Source organism: Hymenobacter cellulosilyticus (assembly GCF_022919215.1).
Taxonomy (GTDB): domain Bacteria; phylum Bacteroidota; class Bacteroidia; order Cytophagales; family Hymenobacteraceae; genus Hymenobacter; species Hymenobacter cellulosilyticus.
This window is the reverse complement of the sequence record NZ_CP095046.1, coordinates 3,674,890-3,693,257: the sequence shown is the minus strand read 5'-3', so window position 1 is coordinate 3,693,257 and position 18,368 is coordinate 3,674,890. Positions and strand designations below refer to the sequence as shown.

Genomic DNA, 18,368 nt, shown 5'->3' with positions numbered 1-18,368 from the left:
GGCCTGAATATGCTTCCTTCGCCCGGCCATGGCCGCATAGGCCGGGCTTTTCGTACAGCGGATTATTATGAAACTCTCCTTTTTCCCCGCCCTGCTCACGGCCTTCAGCCTGGGTGCCTGTCAGCAACAGATGGAAAGCTCGACGCCGGCCACGGCCCAGAGCGTGTCGGTGCGGCCGGCGGTGGTGTGCAGCTGCCCGGCCGAAGTGCCCCAGGCCAGCACCGTGCCCGACAGCCTGTTCCTGTTTTCGGCGGGCCCGGCTGTGTCGGTGTGCGGGTACAAGGAAAAGGGCAAGCGGCAGGAGTTCTTCTCCGAGTTTGCCGTTTCGACCTGCCAGCCGCGCAAGGTGCTTAAGTACTGGGACGTGCGCGAAAAGTGCCGCCTGAGCTTCCGCAACGACACGCTGACGGTGGAATCGGTGAAAAACCTGCCGGCGGGCAAAAACTTCACCTACGAGTTCGTCGCCTTCCGCATCGACCAGTTTTACTCCCGCCAGGGCCAGGTGCAGCACCGCTCCTTTCTCAACAAAAAGCTGGCGCCCTACTCCCCGAGGAAGTAACCCGCGTGAAGCAGGAGTACGAGAAAACGGCCACGCTCAAGCCCGAAAAAAGTATTGAATTGGCCAACCGCTTGTTACTCAGCGCCCTGAGCGGCGACCAGCAGGCGGGCATTTACTTCCGGCAGTTTCCCAGCAAATACCCGCTCAGCGGGGGCTACGCCGAGGAATACGCCGAGCTCCAGCGCCTGCTCCGCGACTGGAGCAGGGAAGCCGCTGCTAGGCGCTAAGCCTGTTCTATTTTCTCACTTTCTGCCCGGCAGCTCGTTGGCTAATACCTATTTCCGCTTCAAGCACTTTACCATCGACCAGGCCGAGTGCGCCATGAAAGTGTGCACCGATGCCTGCGTGCTGGGCGCCGCCGCCCGCCTGACGACGGCCCGCCGCATTCTGGATATCGGCACGGGCACCGGGTTGCTGGCCCTGATGGCGGCCCAGCGCAATCCCGCAGCCCTTATTGACGCGGTGGAGATTGAGCCCCAGGCAGCGGCCCAGGCCACCGCCAATGTCGCCAGCAGCCCCTGGGCCAGCCGGGTGCAGGTGCGCGACGGTAGCTTGGCTGAGTGGGCAACCACCGCCCCACCCGCCTACGACCATATTCTGTGCAACCCGCCTTTTTTCCGGGAGTCGCTCCGTTCCCCGTCGGCGGCCCGCACCACGGCCCGGCACACGGCTGCCGATACCCTGACGTTTGCGGAGCTGGCGGGGTTTGCCGCCCAGTTTCTGACACCCGCCGGACAATTGAGCGTACTACTGCCGCCCCCGGAAATGCAGCATTTTGAGCGGGCCGCCGCTCAGGCCGGTCTTTTTCCCCAGCAGCGTTTGGTGCTGAGTCACCGGCCCGGCAGCAAGCCGTTGCGCCATATTACCCACTTTAACCCCCAGGCCCGGCCCACTGAGCAGGAGCTATTAGCCATTCACGAGGCCGATAGTGAGGCCTATTCGGCCGGTTTCCGGGACCTATTGCGCGACTTTTACCTCGCCTTCTAGCGCGGAGGCGTGGGCAATAAATCGGCAATCCGGGCCAGCTTATCCTGGTAAAGTGAGTCGAGCAGGTCACCCGACAAAGCGCCGAATTCTGCCGCCTGATAGTGCCGCTGTACCGTGCCGCCAGCCAGCAGGGTTATTTCGTCGCAGGTTTCGGTCAGGGAGCCCAGCAGATGGGAAGTCAGCAGGATGCCCCGGCCCTGGGCCCGCAGGCGCAGCAGGATTTCCTTGAGCAGCAAGTTGGTACCCAGGTCCAGTCCATTGAAGGGCTCATCCAGAATCAGGTAGCGAAAATCCTGGGCCAGCAGCGCCAGCAAGGCCAGCTTTCTCTTCATGCCGGCCGAATATTCCTCCGCATACTGGTCGAGCGGCAGCTCCAGCAGGCTGTTCCAGGCCGTAAAGTCGACCCGGGGCGGTGCCGGGCCTGCAGGCAGAACTCCAGGTATTCGCGGCCGGTAAGGCGGGGGTAAAAGTAGGGCTCGTAGGGCAGCACGCCGGTATGGTCCCGGATGGCCAGCCCGGTGGTTTCCTGAATCTGCCCCGAATAGTCGGTCAGCAGCCCATAGAGGCAGTGCAGCAGGGTCGTTTTGCCAGCCCCGTTGGCACCCACCAGTCCGTGGATAGAACCGGGCCGCAGGGTTAGATTCACGCCCTGCAATACCTGCTGCGGGCCGTAGCTCTTACCCAGATTTTGAATACTAAGCATGCCAGTAGGGTTTCAGACGGTGGCGGCTTTTCCAGATTAATCCCACCAGCCCCGCGGCCAGCAGCGGGGCGTAAGAGGCATCGAGCAAAGGCAGCAGCGCCAGTGCCACGGCCCCGCCCTGGGTTAAGCGCAGCAGCGTAGCGTGGGGGTAGAAGGCATATTTGGCCATGATGCTCATGCTCAGCACCAGCATTCCCCAGAGCAAGGCCCCGGAGGCCCCGCCCCACCCGGCCGGACTCGTGCCCGCCAGCAGCAACAGTGGAGCGGCCGTTAGCAGGTAAAGCCCCAGGCCCAGCAGCAGCTTGCGGCGCCAAAAGGCGGCGGGCCCACTGTACACCGTGACCATGGTAGCCGGTTCGGGAATGGCGTAAATCGAGGTCAGCAGCAGGCTCCAGGCTACCAACACCACGGCCGGAACCACCGTGGCGTGCTGCCAGGTAGCGCCGCCCACAGCCGCCACCCAGCCCAGCACCAGTACCGGCTGCCGCCACCCACTGACCCACTCAAAGGCTTCACTGCGAAACAGGCTCCGGCGCGGCCGTTGCGTGGTGTTCTTGCGCCCTAAGGGAAGAAATGGCCCATCAATCCGGCTGCTATAGTTGCCAAAGCGGCTCCTAGGTAACCCAAACCCAGCAGCACGCCCCACACAGGCACCAGCAGCAACGCCGACTCCACGCTTAGCCACGACTTGTACCGCGGGGACACTATCTGCAGAAAGCCCAGGTCGGTGCGCTGCCGGTAGCCCGACCAGCTCATCAGCAGCCCTAGCGTAGGGCCGGCCCACTGCAAGTGGGGTTTGGACAGCAGCAACTCGATTAGCTTTCCGCCAGTCACGACCAGCAGGCCGCCCAGCAGCAGGAGCCGCACCCAGCCTACTTCGACCAGTAACCGCCCCAGTACGCGCAGCCGCAGCCGCAGATAAGCTTGCATCCGTTACCGCTCGAAAACTCAGGCCTGCGCCAGGGGTTGCAAACTCACCTCGTGCTCCTCGAACCGAATGCCATAGTCAGCCGCCAGCTCGTCCAGGATGGGCTCATACAAGCTCGGTTCGGTCGGAATAACCACGCCCCGCTGCTTTACTAGCCCGGCCGCCAGGCGGCGCACGGCCATTGCCACGGGTAAGCCCACGGTTTTGGCCATGGCTGTGTGAACGGCGTCGTCGCCGAGCACCACCAGCGACGATTCCCAACGGTGGGGCACGCCGCCGAGGTTGTAGTCGAGCGTGTGCTGCATCACAATCATATCGTGGTCCCCGTCCTGCAGCTGCCACTTTTCGGTGAGCAGCCGTTCCAGCAGCTGGGCCGGCGTAGCGTCGGCCAGCCCCACGGGCCGGGCCGTGAAGATGTCGAGCCAGGCCAGCCGCTGCATCTCAGGTCCCTCGGGGCCAGGTCCAGGTACGCGGCAGTGCGAGCCGGCAACGACGTTTCCGAGTCCGGGGGAGCCGGCAGGAACGATTCCAGCAGCGCCGCCCAGCTCATGTCGGCGGGGTTGTTCAAATGAACTGAGTCGTCGGTGAGCCCGAGCCGCACGAAGGCCTGCCAGGCGGCGCAGTAGCCGGCTCGGCGCAGCGTCCCGCGCAGCATCGTCGGTATGTCGTCCAGCCCGTACGGGGCCCGGTAGCTCAAGGAGTCGCGGTTGGCGTAGCCGTCGAATTCGCCGTAGCCGGCTACCGTGATGGGCGTGGTGCGGGCAAACAGCTGCTGGTAGGGAATAAAGCGTAAATGGCCGTTTTCGAGGTATTTGGCGGTGCTTTGTCCGGCCAGCACCACGTTGCGGGGTTCCAGGTAAACTTATACTTCCATGGATTATTCCCTTCCGAATCCGGGGCCAGCAGTCCGCCGCAGTATGACCGAAACGCCGTGAGCTGTCCGCCCCGGGCCCGGATGTCGTGCAGGGCCCGCATGGCCGACATATGGTCGAGCCCCGGGTCGAGGCCGCACTCCATCAGAATCAGAATGTCGGCGGCCTTGGCCAGGGCATCCAGCTCCCGAATTTCGGCCGATACGTAGCTGGCCGTTATTAGGTGGCGGCGAAGCTGTACGCAGGCCTGGGCCACGGGCAGGTGAAACGACGCCGGCAGCATGGAAATCACAATATCGGCCTGCCCGACCAGCTCGTGCAGCTGAGCCGTTTGCTGAATATCGAAGGCCACGGCCGGGCGTAGGCCGCGTGGGCAGCCAGCGTGGCCGATAGGTGGTCGGGGTTTACGTCGGCCACCGTGAGCTGCCAGCCTTCCGGGGCGGCATGGTGCAGCAGGTAATGAAGCAGAGAGGAGGCCGAGCGGCCGGCACCTAGAAGCAAAATGCGGGACATGGAACGGAAGTCAGTTGGCAGGCAGCTCCCCAGGCTGGGGTGACGGGAGCTACACAGGGTGGGAAGTGGGGCCAATAATCGGCAAAAAAAGCAACTCCCGGTACCTATCCTGGTTCGACGGCCGTTTTCCGCCCCTGCATGATTGACAAATGTTACCGGCTCATGGATAATTGTAGTACATTCACCGCCCCTTACCGGAACGGGGCCGCCATTCGGTTCCCGAACATTGTATTTTCCTCCCCGATGGCCCACCCGCTCCATCTGACCATCACCGTCGAGGTGCTGGCTTCCGAAGCCGAACTCTCTCCCGCCGAAGCAACCACGTGGCAACAGGCCCGTGCCGCCACCGACCAGGCCTACGCGCCCTACTCCCACTTCCACGTAGGAACCGCGCTGCTGCTCGATAATGGCACCATTCATAAAGGTACCAATCAGGAAAACGCGGCTTACCCCTCGGGGCTCTGTGCCGAGCGCACGGCCTTGTTTGGCCTGGCCGCCTCCCAGCCCGAGCGCCGCATCCTGTGCATGGCCGTGGCTGCCCGCCCCGCAAACGGCGACTTTGTAGCCGTGACGTCCTGCGGGGCCTGCCGCCAGGTTATGACCGAATACGAAAACCGCCAGGGCTCTCCCATTCCATTGCTGCTGCCCGGCCCGAACAACACCATCTACCGGTTCCGCTCCCTGGCCGATCTGCTGCCCTTCCAGTTTTCGGCCAGCGACCTGCCCCGGTAGTAAAATTGTGAGTTGGTGAGGTTGTGAGTTGATGTTCTGTTGGCGCAGTGCTGCGCCGTTGGAGCGCCTAGCCTATTAGCTCACTATTTCACCATCTCACCAATTCACCGCTATGTCCGAATCGCAGGAACGGCGGCTGACGGTAATCCGCTCGGCCCGCTATTACCAGTCGGGTGAGCTGAGCGCGGCCACGCGCCGGGTGTGGTTTGTGTGCCACGGCTACGGGCAGCTGGCGGCCTACTTTATCCGCCACTTCCACCGCCTCACCCGCGCCGACAAGGCCACCGTCGTAATTGCGCCGGAAGGTTTGTCGCGCTTTTACCTGAACGGCACCAGCGGCCGGGTCGGGGCCACCTGGATGACTAAGGAAGACCGCTTGGCCGAAATTGACGACTACGTGGCCTACCTAAACCAGCTGGCCCGTGCTGTCCTGGCCGAGTGCTCCCCGGAGACAACCGTGACAGTGCTGGGCTTTTCGCAGGGCGCCGCTACCGTCAGTCGGTGGCTGGCCCGCACCTTTTTCCGCCCGGCCCGCCTTATCCTCTGGGCCGGCGCCTTTCCTCCGGATGTCGACTTCACCGTAGCTTCTCACCTGCTCCGGCAGCTGCCCGTCACGCTGGTTTGCGGCACCCAGGATGCCTATATCGACGAGGCAGCTCTGGCCCAGCAGCAGGAATTTCTGCACAAGCTGGGGTAGAGCCCGAAATCATCCGGTTTGAAGGCAAGCACGAGCTAAACGCCGCCGTTCTGGAGCAGCTACATACCCTGAGCTAACAAAAAGGTCGGCCCTATGGAGGCCGACCTTTTTGTTAGGATGTGTGCTGTGGAAGTTAGTCCCGACGAATCAGCGTGGCGGCGCCCTGGGCCCCGGCAAACACGGTTATTTCGGCAATGTGGACGTTGGCCGGCCGGGTAACCATAAACTGGATAACCTCGGCAATGTCCTCGGGCTTGAGCGGGTCGTAGCCCTGGTACACCTTGGCGGCCCGCTCGGTGTCGCCCTTAAAGCGTACCTGCGAAAACTCGGTTTCAACGGCGCCGGGGTTTACCTCCGCCACCCGAATGTTGAGCGGCAGCAGGTCGATGCGCATGGCTTTGCTCAGCGCCGCTACGGCTGCTTTCGAGGCGCAGTACACGTTGCCGTTGGCGTACACCTCGTGGCCGGCAATGGAGCCTATATTGATAATGTGTCCCTGCTGCCGCTCCCGCATGCCCGGCAGCACGGCCTGGCTCACGTTTAGCAGGCCTTTCACGTTGCTGTCCAGCATCACGTCCCAGTCGTTGGGGTCCCCGTCCTGAATCGGAGCCAGGCCGTGGGCCCCACCGGCGTTGTTGATCAGCACATCAATCTGCTGAAACTCGGCGGGCAAGCTGGCTACGGCGGCATCCACGGCAGCCCGGTCGCGCACGTCGAAGGTAAGCAAGTGGGTGCGGGTGGGTGCCAGCTGCTGGGCCAGCTCCTCCAGCCGCTCCTGTCGGCGCCCGGTAAGAATAAGTTGAAAGCCAGCCTGGGCCAGGGCAACGGCCGTGGCGCGGCCGATGCCGGAAGAAGCTCCCGTTACAAAGGCGGTACGAATCATAAAATGTGGCAAGAACCAGCCCGGGCCGGTTATTCGAAATTCAGGTAGAGCGTAACCGTGTTGCTTTTCATGCTCTGCAGGCTGCGGCTGTACACGTCTTTGCCCGGCACCAGTAGGTTGGACAAGCCGTGGGAAAAGCGCAGCTCGGGAGCAAACTTAAACAACGGGTAAAACAGGTCTAGGCCTACCCGTACTCAATGGCCAAGTCGCCGCTGGCAGCTTGCAGCTGGTTGCGCAACGGGTCTTTGCGCCGGTTACCCACGTTGATGCTGGGCTTGACACCGCCCACCACGTACACGCGGGCGTTGCGCCGCCGTTCCGATTTAAACTTGAGCAGCAGCGGCAAATCAATCTGGGTCCCTCCGATTTCCTGGGTGAACACCGAATCGGCCGGCTCGTAGCCGTAGGGCTTAAACTCGATGCGCCGGGTGAGAAAGCTCACGCCCGGGGTAAACCGCACATTAAAGTAATCGGCCAGGCGCACGTCCCCGATAAAGCCGACCGACAGGCCCGGGCTTATCAGTGAATTGGCCGATACGGCCTTACCGTTCTGAATGCCCTGAACATACGCCGCCGACTGCTCAATCTTGAAGCGGGAGAAGTTGGGGGCAATGTAGAAGCCCGGGTGAAACCACTTGTCGTCGTAGCCCGGGTTGTTGTTGACGGTAATGGACCTTACATGCCCGCCGCCTCCCCGGCTGGCGCTGGATTTACTTTTTTTCTGCGCGAGGCTAGTGTGCGGGGCCAAGCCGGCCACCAGTGTCAGAGCCGCCAGGGCGGCTACTTTTGCGCCGTGTAAATGGAGCTGATGCCAAACGTGAGGGGTTGCCATGTAGGATTTGTAAAACCAACCTGCGTGAGAATAGCCAGGAAATTCTGACCATCGGGAAAAGCCTGCACCGACTCGGGTAAGTACGTATAGGCCGCGCGGTCCTTGGAAATCAGTTTACCAAATACCGGCAGAATGTGCCGAAAATAAAAATTATAGGCCTGCTTCATCGGAAAAGCCGTGGGCTTGGAAAACTCCAGAATCACCAGCTTGCCCCGGGCCGCAGTACCCGCTGCATCTCGGCCAGGCCTTTCTGCAGGTTTTCAAAGTTGCGCACTCCGAAAGACGCCGTAACGGCGTCGAAGTGGTTATCGGGAAACGGCAGATTCTCCGAATCACCTAGTTCGAGCTGAATCCGGTTGGCCAGGCCTTTTTCCGTGAGCTTGCGCCGCCCTACTTCCAGCATGCCTTCCGAAATATCCACGCCCGTTACCTTGGTTTCGGGCGAGAGACGCAGGCTTTCGATGGCGAAATCAGCTGTGCCAGTAGCAATATCCAGAATCCGGGCGGGCCGCAACGTTTTGAGCTCGTTCACGGCCTTGCGGCGCCAGTAGATGTCGGTGCCGGCGCTGAGGAAATGGTTCAGGAAGTCGTATTTACCAGCTATGCTGTTAAACATCTGGGCTACCTGCGACTTTTTGCCGGCAGCATCATCTTTGTAGGGAACAACGGACATACTTCTGGTACGAAGAACGAAAACTTAAGAGCAGAATTGCCCAAACATAACGCTAGCTGCGCCATTATGTTGAAAAAAAACGGGCCGGGCGAAATGCCCGGCCCGTTTTACACAGCTCAGAAGACAGCTTAGTCGTTGTCCGTCTTCACTTTGGTCTTCTCGCCATTGGCATCTTTGGTTTTGGCGTCAATCGTACCATTTTTGGTTTTGGTCTTCGATTCTTCGCCGGCCGCGCCTTTGGCTTTCACTTTTACTTTGTCGTCATCCTCGTCCACCTTGGTTTTCACCTTGGTGCCGTCGGCCATCTTTACCTTGGTCTTGCCGGGTACCAAGCCCGAGCCGGGGTTGTTGCCCGAAGCGCCGGAAGAGGTGCGTGTACCGCTGCCCGTAGAAGATGCGCCGCTGGCGGCGGGGTTCAGCGTTGGCATGGCCTCGCCTTCCTTCAGAATCGGACGGAACTCGACGCGGCGGTTAAGCTGCATGTTCTCGGGCGAATCGTTGGTAGCGGCCGGACGACGCTCCCCGTAGCTAACCGTAGTCAGGCGGGTTTCAGCAACGCCGCTTTTCTTCAGGTAGTTGTAGGCAGCATCGGCGCGGTTCTGACCCAGTACAATGTTGTACTCATCCGTGTTGCGCGAGTCGCAGTGACCTTCAATCGAGATATTCAGACCGGGGTTAGCCTTCAGAATACCGCTGATGTTGTTCAGCTCCTTAATCGACTCGGGACGCAGCTTATACTTGTCGGTGTCGAAGTAGATCTTTTTGAAGTTGGCGCCGGCAATGCTGGTAGTATCAACATACGGCACGTAGAAGTTCTTCTCGATGACGGTCGAGTCGCTGGTCGATACCGGAACGGCAAACTCCTGCGTCTCAATGCTCTTGCCATCCTTCGAAACGGCTACCTGGTAGGTACGGCCCGAAAGCACGTTTACCTGGTAATCGCCGGTTTCGGGCTTGGTTACGTCGCGGTAGCTCAGGGCCGTTTTGTCGGCCTGGGTGCCCGAGAATACCAGCTCTACCCGGGGATGATGGTGCTGTCTCGCAGCGAGTACACCTTACCACGGATCGTAGCATTCTTGATGTAGTTGATGGTGTAGATATCCTTCTCACCGTAGCCACCGATGCGATAGCTGGAGAGGTAGGCGTAGCTGCCATCGGGGCTGAGGCGGTAGTACGTGTCGTCGTCGGGCGTATTCACGGGGTAGCCCATGTTCTCGGGCGGCCCCAGGTGCGGCCTACCGAGTCATACTCCGACTTGAAAATGTCGTAGCCACCCATCGTGTTATGACCACGCGAGCTGAAGTACAGCGTCTTGCCGTCCTTGCTCAAGTAAGGGCTGTCATCGTCGAAGGGCGTGTTAATCACGTTGCCCAGCGACTTAGGCGTACCCCAGTCACCACCCGCCTGACGGGTGGCGTAGTAAATGTCCAGCGTGTTCTGCTCCGAGAACTTGCTGGTCGAAAAGTAGATGGTCAGTCCATCGGGCGTGATATAGGCATCCGACTCGAAGGCTTTCGAGTTGATGTTGTTATTCAGCTTTTTGGGTTCCGTCCAGTCGGTACCACCCTTCTCCGAGTAGAAGATGTCGCCGTTCTCGTCCTGGCGGTACATCAGCATCTTGGTGTCGTTGTCGAACACCTGGATGGAAGCATCGTGGCCTTTGCCGTTGAGGGCGCCGCTCAGCGAACGGGGCTTTTCCCAGTTCTCGTCGTCGATGCGCTTGGCCTCGAAAATGTCTTCGTAGTACTCGCCGTCGGCAGCTACGCTCTTGTTCTTGGGGTTGGCCGTCGAGCCGGTGGCACCGGTTACGTTTTCACCACGCGAGGTGAAGAGCAACAGCTTGTCATCGTTGGAAATCACGGGGCTGTGCTCCGAGAAAGCCGTGTTGATGGTCGGGCCCAGGTTCTTCACGAAGATATCCTTGGGGCTGTTGAACTGAATCTTAGCGTTTTTGCTATGCTGGATCAGCTGAGCCAATGCGGCCTTGCGGGTGTCCTTTTTGCCGAGCGTGGTGTTGTACGCCTGGAAGTGCGCAATAGCCTCGTCGAAGTTGTAGTTCAGGTGATCCACGCGGCCGAGCCAGTATTCCACATCCTTCGAAACCTTCGGCTTAAGGCGTTGGGCTTTGTAGATATAGTCGCTGGCCTTTTCCTTGTCAAAGGACATGTACGCAATACCAGCCCGGAACAGGGCCAGCGCGTTGTTCGGCTCCTTGGCCAACACCTGCTCGTAAAAAGGGATGGATGCCCGGTAGTTCTCTTGGTCAAAGAACTTGTTTGCAGTCTTTAGCGTCTTGCGGGTGCTCTGGGCCAGCGCAGGCTGGGCCACGGCCGCGGCAAGAGCGAAGGTGCAAGAGGCTTTCAATAACCTTCTGACTAAGTTGTCCATTGTAGGAGGGGTTTGAGAATAAGGAGTTGCAGGGAGGTTTGCAGAAAAAGAGCCGCCCTTTGCGGCTGCAAATTTTTTAAGAGTTGCCTCTTATACTGAAAACCTGTTCCAGGGTTAAGCCTGCCAGCCGTTTTTTCTGGACTGAAGCGCTAAAAAAATCACATTCACGCTTCTTGGGGAACCAGCTTGGCAATACGGAACAAGGCAAGTTGCGGGCAAAGATAGAAATTTTATAATACGACCTTAGCCGTATCCAATTGTAAAGTGGTTTTACATAATCCGAGGAAAGCAAAGACCCTGGGTTGCTGCATGTAAGAACGGGAGGCAAGCCGCGCAAATATAGGTGTGCTTCGTAAACTGCAAGGTTTTCCCGTAAAAATTTATTGCGCGGCTTCCCCGTTGTTATCTGTTACCTTTGCACCCTCACCCCAGCATTTTGGCTTATGATTATCCGCGAAGCGAAATTTATGATGAGCAATTCGCGCGTTGACCAGTGTCCGCCGCCGACTTTGCCCGAATATGCCTTTATTGGCCGTTCCAACGTAGGAAAATCATCGTTAATTAATATGCTCACGGGCCACAAGGGCTTGGCCAAAACCTCTTCCTTACCCGGTAAGACGCAATTAATCAATCATTTCTTAATTAATGACAATTGGTACCTGGTCGATTTGCCCGGCTATGGCTACGCCAAAGTCAGTAAGGACTCGCGGGCAACCTGGGGCAAGATGATCAATTATTATATGCGCAATCGGGAAAACCTGGCCTGCGTATTTGTGCTGATCGATTCGCGCCATTCTCCCTTAGCACCCGATCTAGAATTTATGGAAATGCTCGGCGCAGAGGGCATTCCCTTTGTAATGGTTTTTACCAAAGCCGATAAGCAATCCAGCTCCCGGACTCAACAGAACATCACGGCGTACCTGCAAAAGATGCAGCAAAGCTGGGACGAGTTACCGCGTCATTTTATTACATCGGCCGAGGAGAAAACGGGCCGTGAAGAAGTGCTCGGCTTTATCGAGGAAATAAACCAGCAATTAGCCCAGCAAGCGGAGAATGCGTAGATTGGCCCTGTAATTGCCAAGCTCACCGGCCAACAATTCACCCCTTGTTTTCTCTTTTCCTCCCGGTTTTTTCCATGAAAAAAATCCCATTTATTCTGGCCCTGGGCCTTCTCGCCGGTACGTCAACGGCCTATGCTCAAAAAACGAAGGTTAAAGTAAAAACCGACGGTCCTGTGCCCGAGGCCGCAGCCCCCGCTACGGAGGCTGCTCCGGCGGCTGCGGCCGCGCCTGCACCCGGCCGCGTAGGCAAACAGATTCCGGTAGCCGAATACTACGAAGGTGGTCAGGAAGCTATGTATGCCTTTATTGAAAAAGAACTGAAGTATCCGGTTATGGCGCGCCGCAACCGGATTCAGGGCACATGCATCGTGAGCTTCACCCTGAACACGGACGGCACGATGACGGGGCACAAGCTAGTTAAAAACATTGGCGGCGGCTGCGGCGAGGAAGCGTTGCGCGTGGCCCGCCTGCTCAAGTTTAACAAGCCTGGCTATGCCGTCCTGACCAGCCTGCCCATCGTATTTAAGCTGTCCGCCCGGGCAAGGAGGCTGCGGCCCCTACCGAGTAACATTTGATTTTCTTACCCAACCCTTTTTTCTATGCCCTACGACCTCAAGGAAATTGCCGCAATCAGTGGAATGCCCGGTCTGTATCGCCTGGTGCGTCCTACCCGAGCCGGCGTCATTGTAGAGTCGCTTGATGAACGCGGCACCCGCTCCGTAGCCTCGGCGCGCAACAAAGTTTCGCTGCTGCAGGAGATTTCCATTTACACCCAGGACTACGACCAAACCATTCCGCTGACGGAGGTATTCGACCGGATTTACCAGAAGTTCGGTACCGATCTGACCGTTACCAACAAGTCGGATGACCGGGAACTGGCCACGTTCATGGGCGAGGTGATTCCTGACTACGATCGGCAGCGCGTGTACATGTCGGATATCAAAAAACTGGTATCGTGGTACAAAGCCGTGAGCAGCCGCCTGCAATACCAGGCTGCCGACGCGGAGCAGCCTGCGGAGGCCACGGAGGAAGCTTCCGAAGCCCAGCCAAAGTCCGACAACCAAACCGCTACCAAGGAGTCGACTGAGGCAGGCACCCAGCAGGAAACGCCTGCCGCCGATGAGGCACTGAGCACGGCCGGAATTATCCCGACCGAGGCAGACGCTAATGCAGCCGGTAACCCGGAAGCTGGCACGGATACGCCATCGAAAAAGAGCAAGTAGAAAGGGGCGGAAGCTTCTCTCCTCTTACTAAAAAAGCCCGGTGGATCCAATCCGCCGGGCTTTTTTATGCTACCATTGCCTGAGTTAGAGCGAAGCTACAGCGTCGGAATACTCGGCGGTCAGAAACTCTTCGGCCTTCTCCACGAGCTCCGTTGAGCCAATGAAGAGCGGGCTCCGGTCGTGCAGGCCTTTGGGCTCGATTTCCATGGTGCGGCTGCGGCCGTTGCTGGACTTGCCCCCGGCTTGCTCCACGATAAAGGCCAGGGCGTTGCACTCGTACATAAGGCGCAGCTTACCGTTGGGCGCTTTCTTGGTCGCCGGATACATATAGATCCCGCCCTTGAGCAGGTTGCGGTGAAAATCGGCTACCAACGAGCCAATGTAGCGGGCCGAGTAGCCCTGCTGCTTGCAGTGGGCCACAAAGGCAGCGGTGCCTTCCGAGAAAAACTCCGAACTGCCTTCGTTGATGGAATAAATAGCGCCGGTTTTGGGCGTGCTGATGTTGGGGTGCGAGAGGAAGAATTCACCCAGGGAGTTTTCGTAGGTAAAGCCATTCACGCCGTTGCCGGTGGTGTACACCAGCATGGTACTCGAGCCGTAAATTACGTAGCCGGCGGCTACCTGATGGGTCCCGGTTTGCAGGCAGTCCTGTTCGGTGCCTTCGGAGCCCGTGGCCGAGACGCGGCGGTAGATGCTGAAAATGGTGCCGATGCTGACGTTCACGTCAATGTTCGAGGAGCCGTCCAGGGGGTCGATGGCTACCACGTACTTGCCCTGGTTGTTGCCGGTCTGAATCATGTCCTCGTCTTCCTCGGAAATGATGGTGCAGACCTCGCCCCCGTTGCGCAGGGCCCGGATAAAGCGAATGTTGGCAATGACGTCGAGCTTCTGCTGGTCTTCGCCCTGCACGTTCTGGTTGCCATAGGCGCCGGCAATGTCGATGAGGCCAGAGCGGTTGATTTCGCGGTTGACAATCTTGGCTGCCAAGGCAATATCACGCAGCAGCTGGGAGAGCTCCCCGGTGGCGTAGGGGAAGTCCTCCTGCTTGCGCATGATGAATCGGTCGAGGGTGGTACCGACGGGGAGAGCCAGTTTGTTGTGGTCCATAAAAGTGGGTGGGTGAGCAGGTGGTTCTGGCCTACAAAACTAAGCTTTTTCGCCACATCTGCCGCCCGCTGCCTACTTTTGGCCCATGCAGGAACCCCATTCCCTCCAGGTATATAAGTTCGGCGGCGCCTCGGTAAAAGACGCGGCCGCCATCCGGAATCTAACCCAAATCGTGCGGGAACACACGGCCGGGCAGCAGCTTCTCATCGTGGTTTCAGCTATGGGCAAAACCACTAATGCCCTGGAGGAAATCTTTCAGCGGGCTTTTACCGGGCAGGACTTTTCGCCCCAGCTTGAGTTGCTGCGCAGCTTCCACACCGGGGTGGCCCAGGAGCTGTTCGGGCCCGACGCGGGGGAAGCAAGTCAGCTGACCACCCTGCTGGACGAACTGAGCGGGCAGCTGGCGGATCTGCGCCAGCAAGCTCCCCCAGCCGACACCTACGACCAGCGCTACGACCAAGTCATCAGCTTCGGCGAACTGCTAGCCACCTGCATCGTAGCCCGGGCTCTGGACGCGCAGTGGCTCGACTGCCGCCCCCTGCTGCGCACCGACCACACCTGGCGGGAGGGCCGCATCGACTGGCCCACGACCGAGTGGAACGTGCGCGACCAGCTGCCCGCTTTGCTGCAGCGTGGGCCGGTCGTGACCCAGGGTTTTCTGGGTGGCACGCCGAATGGGCAGACTACCACACTAGGCCGAGAAGGCTCCGATTATACGGCCGCCATTTTTGCCTACTGCCTGCAGGCTGAGTCGGTCACCATCTGGAAAGACGTAGCCGGTTTGCTCAACGCCGACCCCAAGTTTTTTGCCGACACGGTGCGGTTTCCGCAGATCAGCTACCAGGAAACCATCGAAATGGCGTACTACGGAGCGTCAGTTATTCACCCCAAAACCATCAAGCCCCTGGCCGTGCGGCAGATTCCGCTGCTGGTCAAGTCGTTTCTGAACCCCACGGCCGAGGGCACGCGCATCGGCGACGGGCGGCACGAGCCCCTGGCGCCAGCCTTTATCCGCAAGGACGGGCAGTGCCTGATTTCGTTTGAATCAAAGGATCTGACCTTTATTTCGGAGGAGAATCTGGAAGTGATTTTTGGGGCTCTAGCCCAGGTGCGGCTCAAAATCAACATGATGCAGAACTCGGCCATTTCCTTTTCGGTCTGCACCGACTTTTCCGCCTACCGCCTGGAGAAGCTACTGAGCCAGCTGCGCGACCAGTTCACGATTCACTACAACACGGAGCTGGAGCTCTACACCATCAAGAACTACGATAAGGCCAGTTTGCAGCGGCTCACGATGGGCCGGGAGCTGCTGCTCGAGCAGCGCAGCCGCCAGACCTTCCAGTTTGTATGCCGGAGCCTGCCTGTGGAAGGCCTGATCTAGCCGGGGCAAGAATTCGAAAACCTGATTTTAATCGTTTTTTAAACCTTTTTGGCGGGCAATGACTTCTCCAACTACCTTTGTGGAGAATCATTCTTACCTGTGACACCTTTTTCCGACCATTCTGAGTTTGCAGCTTGCCAGCCCAACCGGGACGAGCTACGCCAGCGCCTGGCTACGGCCGGGCTGCGGGCTACCACCCAGCGCATCCTGATTCTGGAGAGCTTGGTGGTGCTACCGGGCCACCCCACCGCCGAGCAGGTGCACCGGCAGGTAGCCGCCACCGAGCCAACCGTGTCGCTGGGGACCGTGTACAAAACCCTGGATAGCTTTGTGGCGGCCGGGCTGACCAAGCGCGTGGCTTCGGCCGAGGGCGCCTGCCGCCGCTACGATTCGGACTGCACGGCCCACCACCACCTGTATTGCACCGACACCAAGGAAATCATCGACTACAGCAACCCCGAGCTGGACGCGCTGATCCGCGAGTTTTTTGCGAGCCACGGCCTGGGCAACTTCCAGCCCCACTCCTTCTCCCTGCACATTGCCGGCTCCCGGACTTCCTCTTGAATAGCACTAAGAACTCAGAGGGTAGAACTTGGCTAGCTGTTTATACGCCGAGTTCTGCTTTCTAAGTTCTGAGCTTTAAAATCTGACTTCTACTTTTCTCTTTTCACTTACATAATACCCCAAATACAATGGCAGTTCTCGTTGGCAAGCGTGCTCCTTCTTTCAAGGCTACGGCCGTAATCGACAGCGAATTCGAAGAGGACTTCTCTTTGGACCGCTACCTGGGTAAGAAGCACGTTATCTTCTATTTCTACCCCGCCGACTTCACTTTCGTGTGCCCCACCGAAATCATTGCGTTCCAGGACCGTCTGGCCGATTTCGAAGCCAAGGGCGTAGCCATTGTGGGCTGCTCGACCGATACGCACTTCTCGCACTTTGCCTGGCTGCAGACGCCCCGCGACAACGGCGGCATCGAGGGTGTAACCTACCCGCTGGTGGCTGACGCTACCAAGACCATTGCCTCGAACTACGACGTGCTGGGCGGCCACTACGACTACAACGAAGCTGGCGAAATGACCTTCGTTGGCTCGCCCCTGGCCTACCGCGGCCTGTTCCTGATCGACAAGGACGGCATCGTGCGCCACCAGGTGGTAAACGACGGTCCGCTGGGCCGCAGCATCGACGAAGCCATGCGCATGGTGGATGCCCTGCAGTACTTCGAAGCCAAAGGGGAGGTATGCCCCGCCAACTGGGAAGAAGGCAAAGAAGCCATGCACGCCACCCGGGAGGGCGTAGCCAACTACCTGGGCAAGCAGGCTTCCCACTAGTTTCTAGTCTTTATCGGAAGCTTCGGCTGCTGATTCGGAAAGCCCCAACCGCCTGGTTGGGGCTTTTTTCGTTTAACGGCTGGTAAAAAGCTATTTTTGCCGGATTATTCGGCTTTACCTGCCCCATTCTCTTAGCCCACGCTCCCCGACTTGCGTTTTCTATATACCATTGGCCTCCACCTCTACGCCCTACTGCTGCGGCTGGTAGCACCCTTCGTGCCCAAGGCGGCCCAGTGGGTGGCCGGGCGCCAGGGCCTGCTGGAGCACATTCGTCAGACGCTGCAGGCCGATACTGCGCCCCGGGTGTGGTTTCACTGCGCCTCCCTGGGCGAGTTTGAGCAGGGCCGCCCGCTCATCGAAGCCTACGCCCAGCGCCACCCCGGCCACAAAATCGTGCTGACGTTCTTCTCGCCCTCGGGCTACGCGGTACGCCACAACTGGCCCGGGGCTGATTATGTCTTCTACCTGCCCCTCGACACCCAGCACAATGCCGCGGCGTTTCTTGACGCGGTACAGCCCCGGCTGGCGGTGTTCGTAAAGTATGAGTTCTGGTATTACCTGCTCTCCGGCCTGCGGCAGCGTGGAGTGCCCACCATCTGCGTGTCGGCCATTTTCCGGCCCGGGCAAGTGTTTTTCAAGCCCTGGGGTGGTTTTTACCGCCGTATGCTGCAGTGCTTCACCCACATCTTCACCCAGAACGAAGCCTCCGTGCAGCTGCTGCGCCAGGCCGGCATCACCCAGGCCAGCGTGGCCGGCGACACCCGCTTCGATACCGTGGTGCGCACGGCCTTAGCTCCGCCCAAGGAGTTGCCGCTGGTCGATGCCTTTACCGACGACTGGCTGCCGGTCTGCATTGTGGGCAGCAGCTGGCCCGAGGACATGCCCGTGCTGACCCCGCTAATGCAGCAGTACCAGCACGAGCTGCGCTTTATCGTGGCGCCCCACGAAATCAGTGAGGCCAACCTGCGCATCGTGGAAGAGGCGCTGCCGGGTAGCGTGGTGCGCTACTCCCAGGCCCAGCCCGCTACCGTGGCTCAGGCCTCGGTGTTGCTTATCGACAACGTGGGTTTGCTCAGCCAGCTCTACCGGTTCGGGCACTATGCCTACGTGGGCGGGGCGTTTGGCAAAGGGCTGCACAACACGCTGGAAGCCGCGGCTTTCGGGCTCCCGCTGTTCTTTGGGCCCACCTACGGCAAGTTTCAGGAGGCCATCGACCTGGTAGAACTAGGCTGCGCCTTCCCCGTGCGCACGGCCCAGGAGCTGAAGGACGCCTTTGCGCCCCTGTTTCACTACGAAACCAACCGCCTCGTCGTCCAGGACCTGAGCCTGGAATACGTCCACCAAAAAGCCGGCGCCACTGCTCTTATCATGCGCTGGCTTGATGGTGAGATGGTGAAATAGTGAAATGGTGAGTTTGTCGTTTCATCTGTGCGGCAACGCACCAATGCAAATCAGTTCATCATTCTTCCATTCCCCAAACTCACCATTTCACCCTCTC

The 18,368-nt window shown here is 59.3% G+C and carries 25 protein-coding genes and 2 pseudogenes; 12 read left to right on the top strand and 15 right to left on the bottom strand.

Annotation, left to right across the window (positions count from 1 at the left end; translation table 11 throughout):
• The first annotated feature begins 67 nt into the window (after window positions 1-67).
• Genes MUN79_RS18165 through MUN79_RS18155 form a run of 3 tightly spaced genes read left to right on the top strand, consistent with a single transcriptional unit; the run spans window position 68 to window position 1,546 of the window.
• On the top strand, window positions 68-559 hold the full coding sequence (locus tag MUN79_RS18165) for a hypothetical protein (RefSeq protein ID WP_244674043.1): 492 nt from the start codon (window positions 68-70) through the stop codon (window positions 557-559).
• A gap of 5 nt (window positions 560-564) precedes the next feature.
• Window positions 565-786 (top strand): hypothetical protein, encoded by a 222-nt coding sequence (locus tag MUN79_RS18160; RefSeq protein ID WP_244674042.1) that lies wholly within the window; start codon window positions 565-567, stop codon window positions 784-786.
• A gap of 37 nt (window positions 787-823) precedes the next feature.
• The gene (locus MUN79_RS18155; RefSeq protein ID WP_244674041.1) at window positions 824-1,546 is read left to right on the top strand and encodes a tRNA1(Val) (adenine(37)-N6)-methyltransferase; all 723 of its coding nucleotides are present in this window, start codon (window positions 824-826) and stop codon (window positions 1,544-1,546) included.
• On the opposite strand, the gene MUN79_RS18150 is transcribed toward MUN79_RS18155, so the two are convergent.
• The 7 genes and pseudogenes from MUN79_RS18150 to MUN79_RS18120 form a co-directional block, all read right to left on the bottom strand.
• Entirely contained in the window at window positions 1,543-1,878 is a 336-nt protein-coding gene (locus MUN79_RS18150) for an ATP-binding cassette domain-containing protein (protein WP_244674040.1), read from the bottom strand. The two genes, MUN79_RS18155 and MUN79_RS18150, sit on opposite strands and share 4 nt — an antisense overlap.
• The gene (locus MUN79_RS18145) at window positions 1,875-2,249 is read right to left on the bottom strand and encodes an ATP-binding cassette domain-containing protein (protein ID WP_244674039.1); all 375 of its coding nucleotides are present in this window, start codon (window positions 2,247-2,249) and stop codon (window positions 1,875-1,877) included. The genes MUN79_RS18150 and MUN79_RS18145 overlap by 4 nt, the downstream gene beginning before the upstream one ends.
• Window positions 2,242-2,721, bottom strand: a complete 480-nt coding sequence (locus MUN79_RS18140; protein WP_244674038.1) for a hypothetical protein — start codon at window positions 2,719-2,721, stop codon at window positions 2,242-2,244. The genes MUN79_RS18145 and MUN79_RS18140 overlap by 8 nt, the downstream gene beginning before the upstream one ends.
• Window positions 2,722-2,810: 89 nt before the next feature.
• Window positions 2,811-3,179 (bottom strand): hypothetical protein, encoded by a 369-nt coding sequence (locus MUN79_RS18135; RefSeq protein WP_244674037.1) that lies wholly within the window; start codon window positions 3,177-3,179, stop codon window positions 2,811-2,813.
• A gap of 18 nt (window positions 3,180-3,197) precedes the next feature.
• Window positions 3,198-3,575: a saccharopine dehydrogenase C-terminal domain-containing protein gene (locus MUN79_RS18130; protein ID WP_244674036.1), complete on the bottom strand. Its 378-nt coding sequence runs from the start codon at window positions 3,573-3,575 to the stop codon at window positions 3,198-3,200.
• Window positions 3,488-4,341: pseudogene (locus MUN79_RS18125) on the bottom strand (saccharopine dehydrogenase C-terminal domain-containing protein). Before MUN79_RS18125 ends, MUN79_RS18130 begins: the two are co-directional and overlap by 88 nt.
• Complete coding sequence (locus tag MUN79_RS18120) at window positions 4,338-4,562, bottom strand: hypothetical protein (protein WP_244674035.1); 225 nt, start codon at window positions 4,560-4,562, stop codon at window positions 4,338-4,340. Before MUN79_RS18120 ends, MUN79_RS18125 begins: the two are co-directional and overlap by 4 nt.
• 243 nt (window positions 4,563-4,805) lie before the next feature.
• Between MUN79_RS18120 and MUN79_RS18115 the strand changes: the two genes are divergently transcribed.
• Together MUN79_RS18115 and MUN79_RS18110 are read left to right on the top strand one after the other, a co-directional pair.
• Entirely contained in the window at window positions 4,806-5,294 is a 489-nt protein-coding gene (locus tag MUN79_RS18115; RefSeq protein WP_244674034.1) for a cytidine deaminase, read from the top strand.
• Window positions 5,295-5,406: 112 nt separating this feature from the next.
• Window positions 5,407-5,991 carry an alpha/beta hydrolase gene (locus tag MUN79_RS18110; RefSeq protein WP_244674033.1) on the top strand — a complete coding sequence of 195 codons (585 nt, stop codon included), beginning with the start codon at window positions 5,407-5,409 and terminating at the stop codon, window positions 5,989-5,991.
• 133 nt (window positions 5,992-6,124) lie between these two features.
• Here MUN79_RS18110 and MUN79_RS18105 read toward each other — a convergent pair whose 3' ends face one another.
• From MUN79_RS18105 to MUN79_RS18080, 7 genes and pseudogenes are all read right to left on the bottom strand, one after another.
• Window positions 6,125-6,874, bottom strand: a complete 750-nt coding sequence (locus MUN79_RS18105; RefSeq protein ID WP_244674032.1) for an SDR family NAD(P)-dependent oxidoreductase — start codon at window positions 6,872-6,874, stop codon at window positions 6,125-6,127.
• Between the two features lie 29 nt (window positions 6,875-6,903).
• Window positions 6,904-7,038: a hypothetical protein gene (locus tag MUN79_RS30195; protein WP_262922895.1), complete on the bottom strand. Its 135-nt coding sequence runs from the start codon at window positions 7,036-7,038 to the stop codon at window positions 6,904-6,906.
• 20 nt (window positions 7,039-7,058) lie between these two features.
• Window positions 7,059-7,706 (bottom strand): type IX secretion/gliding motility protein PorT/SprT, encoded by a 648-nt coding sequence (porT, locus tag MUN79_RS18100; RefSeq protein WP_244674031.1) that lies wholly within the window; start codon window positions 7,704-7,706, stop codon window positions 7,059-7,061.
• Window positions 7,655-8,379 (bottom strand): annotated as a pseudogene (ubiE, locus tag MUN79_RS18095) (bifunctional demethylmenaquinone methyltransferase/2-methoxy-6-polyprenyl-1,4-benzoquinol methylase UbiE). The gene porT and the pseudogene ubiE overlap by 52 nt, the downstream one beginning before the upstream one ends.
• A 128-nt stretch (window positions 8,380-8,507) precedes the next feature.
• Window positions 8,508-9,305 (bottom strand): OmpA family protein, encoded by a 798-nt coding sequence (locus tag MUN79_RS18090; RefSeq protein WP_244674030.1) that lies wholly within the window; start codon window positions 9,303-9,305, stop codon window positions 8,508-8,510.
• A gap of 89 nt (window positions 9,306-9,394) precedes the next feature.
• The gene (locus tag MUN79_RS18085) at window positions 9,395-9,589 is read right to left on the bottom strand and encodes a hypothetical protein (RefSeq protein WP_244674029.1); all 195 of its coding nucleotides are present in this window, start codon (window positions 9,587-9,589) and stop codon (window positions 9,395-9,397) included.
• Window positions 9,574-10,743, bottom strand: coding sequence for a hypothetical protein (locus MUN79_RS18080; RefSeq protein WP_244674028.1), 1,170 nt, complete (start codon window positions 10,741-10,743; stop codon window positions 9,574-9,576). Before MUN79_RS18080 ends, MUN79_RS18085 begins: the two co-directional genes overlap by 16 nt.
• A 467-nt stretch (window positions 10,744-11,210) precedes the next feature.
• On the opposite strand from MUN79_RS18080, the gene yihA reads away from it, so the two are divergent.
• The 3 genes from yihA (at window position 11,211) to MUN79_RS18065 (ending at window position 13,051) form a co-directional block, all read left to right on the top strand.
• Entirely contained in the window at window positions 11,211-11,828 is a 618-nt protein-coding gene (yihA, locus tag MUN79_RS18075) for a ribosome biogenesis GTP-binding protein YihA/YsxC (protein WP_244674027.1), read from the top strand.
• A gap of 74 nt (window positions 11,829-11,902) precedes the next feature.
• On the top strand, window positions 11,903-12,403 hold the full coding sequence (locus MUN79_RS18070) for an energy transducer TonB (RefSeq protein WP_244674026.1): 501 nt from the start codon (window positions 11,903-11,905) through the stop codon (window positions 12,401-12,403).
• 24 nt (window positions 12,404-12,427) lie between these two features.
• Complete coding sequence (locus MUN79_RS18065) at window positions 12,428-13,051, top strand: DUF5606 family protein (protein ID WP_244674025.1); 624 nt, start codon at window positions 12,428-12,430, stop codon at window positions 13,049-13,051.
• Window positions 13,052-13,135: 84 nt separating this feature from the next.
• On the opposite strand, the gene fbp is transcribed toward MUN79_RS18065, so the two are convergent.
• Entirely contained in the window at window positions 13,136-14,158 is a 1,023-nt protein-coding gene (fbp, locus tag MUN79_RS18060; RefSeq protein WP_244674024.1) for a class 1 fructose-bisphosphatase, read from the bottom strand.
• 85 nt (window positions 14,159-14,243) lie between these two features.
• Here fbp and MUN79_RS18055 point away from each other — a divergent pair, with 85 nt between their 5' ends.
• The 4 genes from MUN79_RS18055 (at window position 14,244) to MUN79_RS18040 (ending at window position 18,271) form a co-directional block, all read left to right on the top strand.
• Window positions 14,244-15,539, top strand: coding sequence for an aspartate kinase (locus tag MUN79_RS18055; RefSeq protein WP_244674023.1), 1,296 nt, complete (start codon window positions 14,244-14,246; stop codon window positions 15,537-15,539).
• A gap of 99 nt (window positions 15,540-15,638) precedes the next feature.
• Entirely contained in the window at window positions 15,639-16,103 is a 465-nt protein-coding gene (locus MUN79_RS18050) for a Fur family transcriptional regulator (protein WP_244674022.1), read from the top strand.
• Between the two features lie 128 nt (window positions 16,104-16,231).
• Window positions 16,232-16,870, top strand: coding sequence for a peroxiredoxin (locus MUN79_RS18045; RefSeq protein ID WP_244674021.1), 639 nt, complete (start codon window positions 16,232-16,234; stop codon window positions 16,868-16,870).
• A 150-nt stretch (window positions 16,871-17,020) separates the two neighbouring features.
• Window positions 17,021-18,271 carry a 3-deoxy-D-manno-octulosonic acid transferase gene (locus MUN79_RS18040; protein ID WP_244674020.1) on the top strand — a complete coding sequence of 417 codons (1,251 nt, stop codon included), beginning with the start codon at window positions 17,021-17,023 and terminating at the stop codon, window positions 18,269-18,271.
• Window positions 18,272-18,368: the final 97 nt, after the last annotated feature.

Excerpts from the sequence above, each read along its gene's own strand:
- MUN79_RS18165 (WP_244674043.1), top strand. The coding sequence starts at position 68 with ATGAAACTCTCCTTTTTCCCCGCCCTGCTCACGGCCTTCAGCCTGGGT.
- MUN79_RS18150 (WP_244674040.1), bottom strand. The coding sequence starts at position 1,878 with ATGAAGAGAAAGCTGGCCTTGCTGGCGCTGCTGGCCCAGGATTTTCGC.
- MUN79_RS18145 (WP_244674039.1), bottom strand. The coding sequence starts at position 2,249 with ATGCTTAGTATTCAAAATCTGGGTAAGAGCTACGGCCCGCAGCAGGTA.
- MUN79_RS18135 (WP_244674037.1), bottom strand. The coding sequence starts at position 3,179 with ATGCAAGCTTATCTGCGGCTGCGGCTGCGCGTACTGGGGCGGTTACTG.
- MUN79_RS18120 (WP_244674035.1), bottom strand. The coding sequence starts at position 4,562 with ATGTCCCGCATTTTGCTTCTAGGTGCCGGCCGCTCGGCCTCCTCTCTG.
- MUN79_RS18115 (WP_244674034.1), top strand. The coding sequence starts at position 4,806 with ATGGCCCACCCGCTCCATCTGACCATCACCGTCGAGGTGCTGGCTTCC.
- MUN79_RS18110 (WP_244674033.1), top strand. The coding sequence starts at position 5,407 with ATGTCCGAATCGCAGGAACGGCGGCTGACGGTAATCCGCTCGGCCCGC.
- MUN79_RS18105 (WP_244674032.1), bottom strand. The coding sequence starts at position 6,874 with ATGATTCGTACCGCCTTTGTAACGGGAGCTTCTTCCGGCATCGGCCGC.
- porT (WP_244674031.1), bottom strand. The coding sequence starts at position 7,706 with ATGGCAACCCCTCACGTTTGGCATCAGCTCCATTTACACGGCGCAAAA.
- MUN79_RS18085 (WP_244674029.1), bottom strand. The coding sequence starts at position 9,589 with ATGGGCTACCCCGTGAATACGCCCGACGACGACACGTACTACCGCCTC.
- yihA (WP_244674027.1), top strand. The coding sequence starts at position 11,211 with ATGATTATCCGCGAAGCGAAATTTATGATGAGCAATTCGCGCGTTGAC.
- MUN79_RS18070 (WP_244674026.1), top strand. The coding sequence starts at position 11,903 with ATGAAAAAAATCCCATTTATTCTGGCCCTGGGCCTTCTCGCCGGTACG.
- MUN79_RS18065 (WP_244674025.1), top strand. The coding sequence starts at position 12,428 with ATGCCCTACGACCTCAAGGAAATTGCCGCAATCAGTGGAATGCCCGGT.
- fbp (WP_244674024.1), bottom strand. The coding sequence starts at position 14,158 with ATGGACCACAACAAACTGGCTCTCCCCGTCGGTACCACCCTCGACCGA.
- MUN79_RS18055 (WP_244674023.1), top strand. The coding sequence starts at position 14,244 with ATGCAGGAACCCCATTCCCTCCAGGTATATAAGTTCGGCGGCGCCTCG.
- MUN79_RS18045 (WP_244674021.1), top strand. The coding sequence starts at position 16,232 with ATGGCAGTTCTCGTTGGCAAGCGTGCTCCTTCTTTCAAGGCTACGGCC.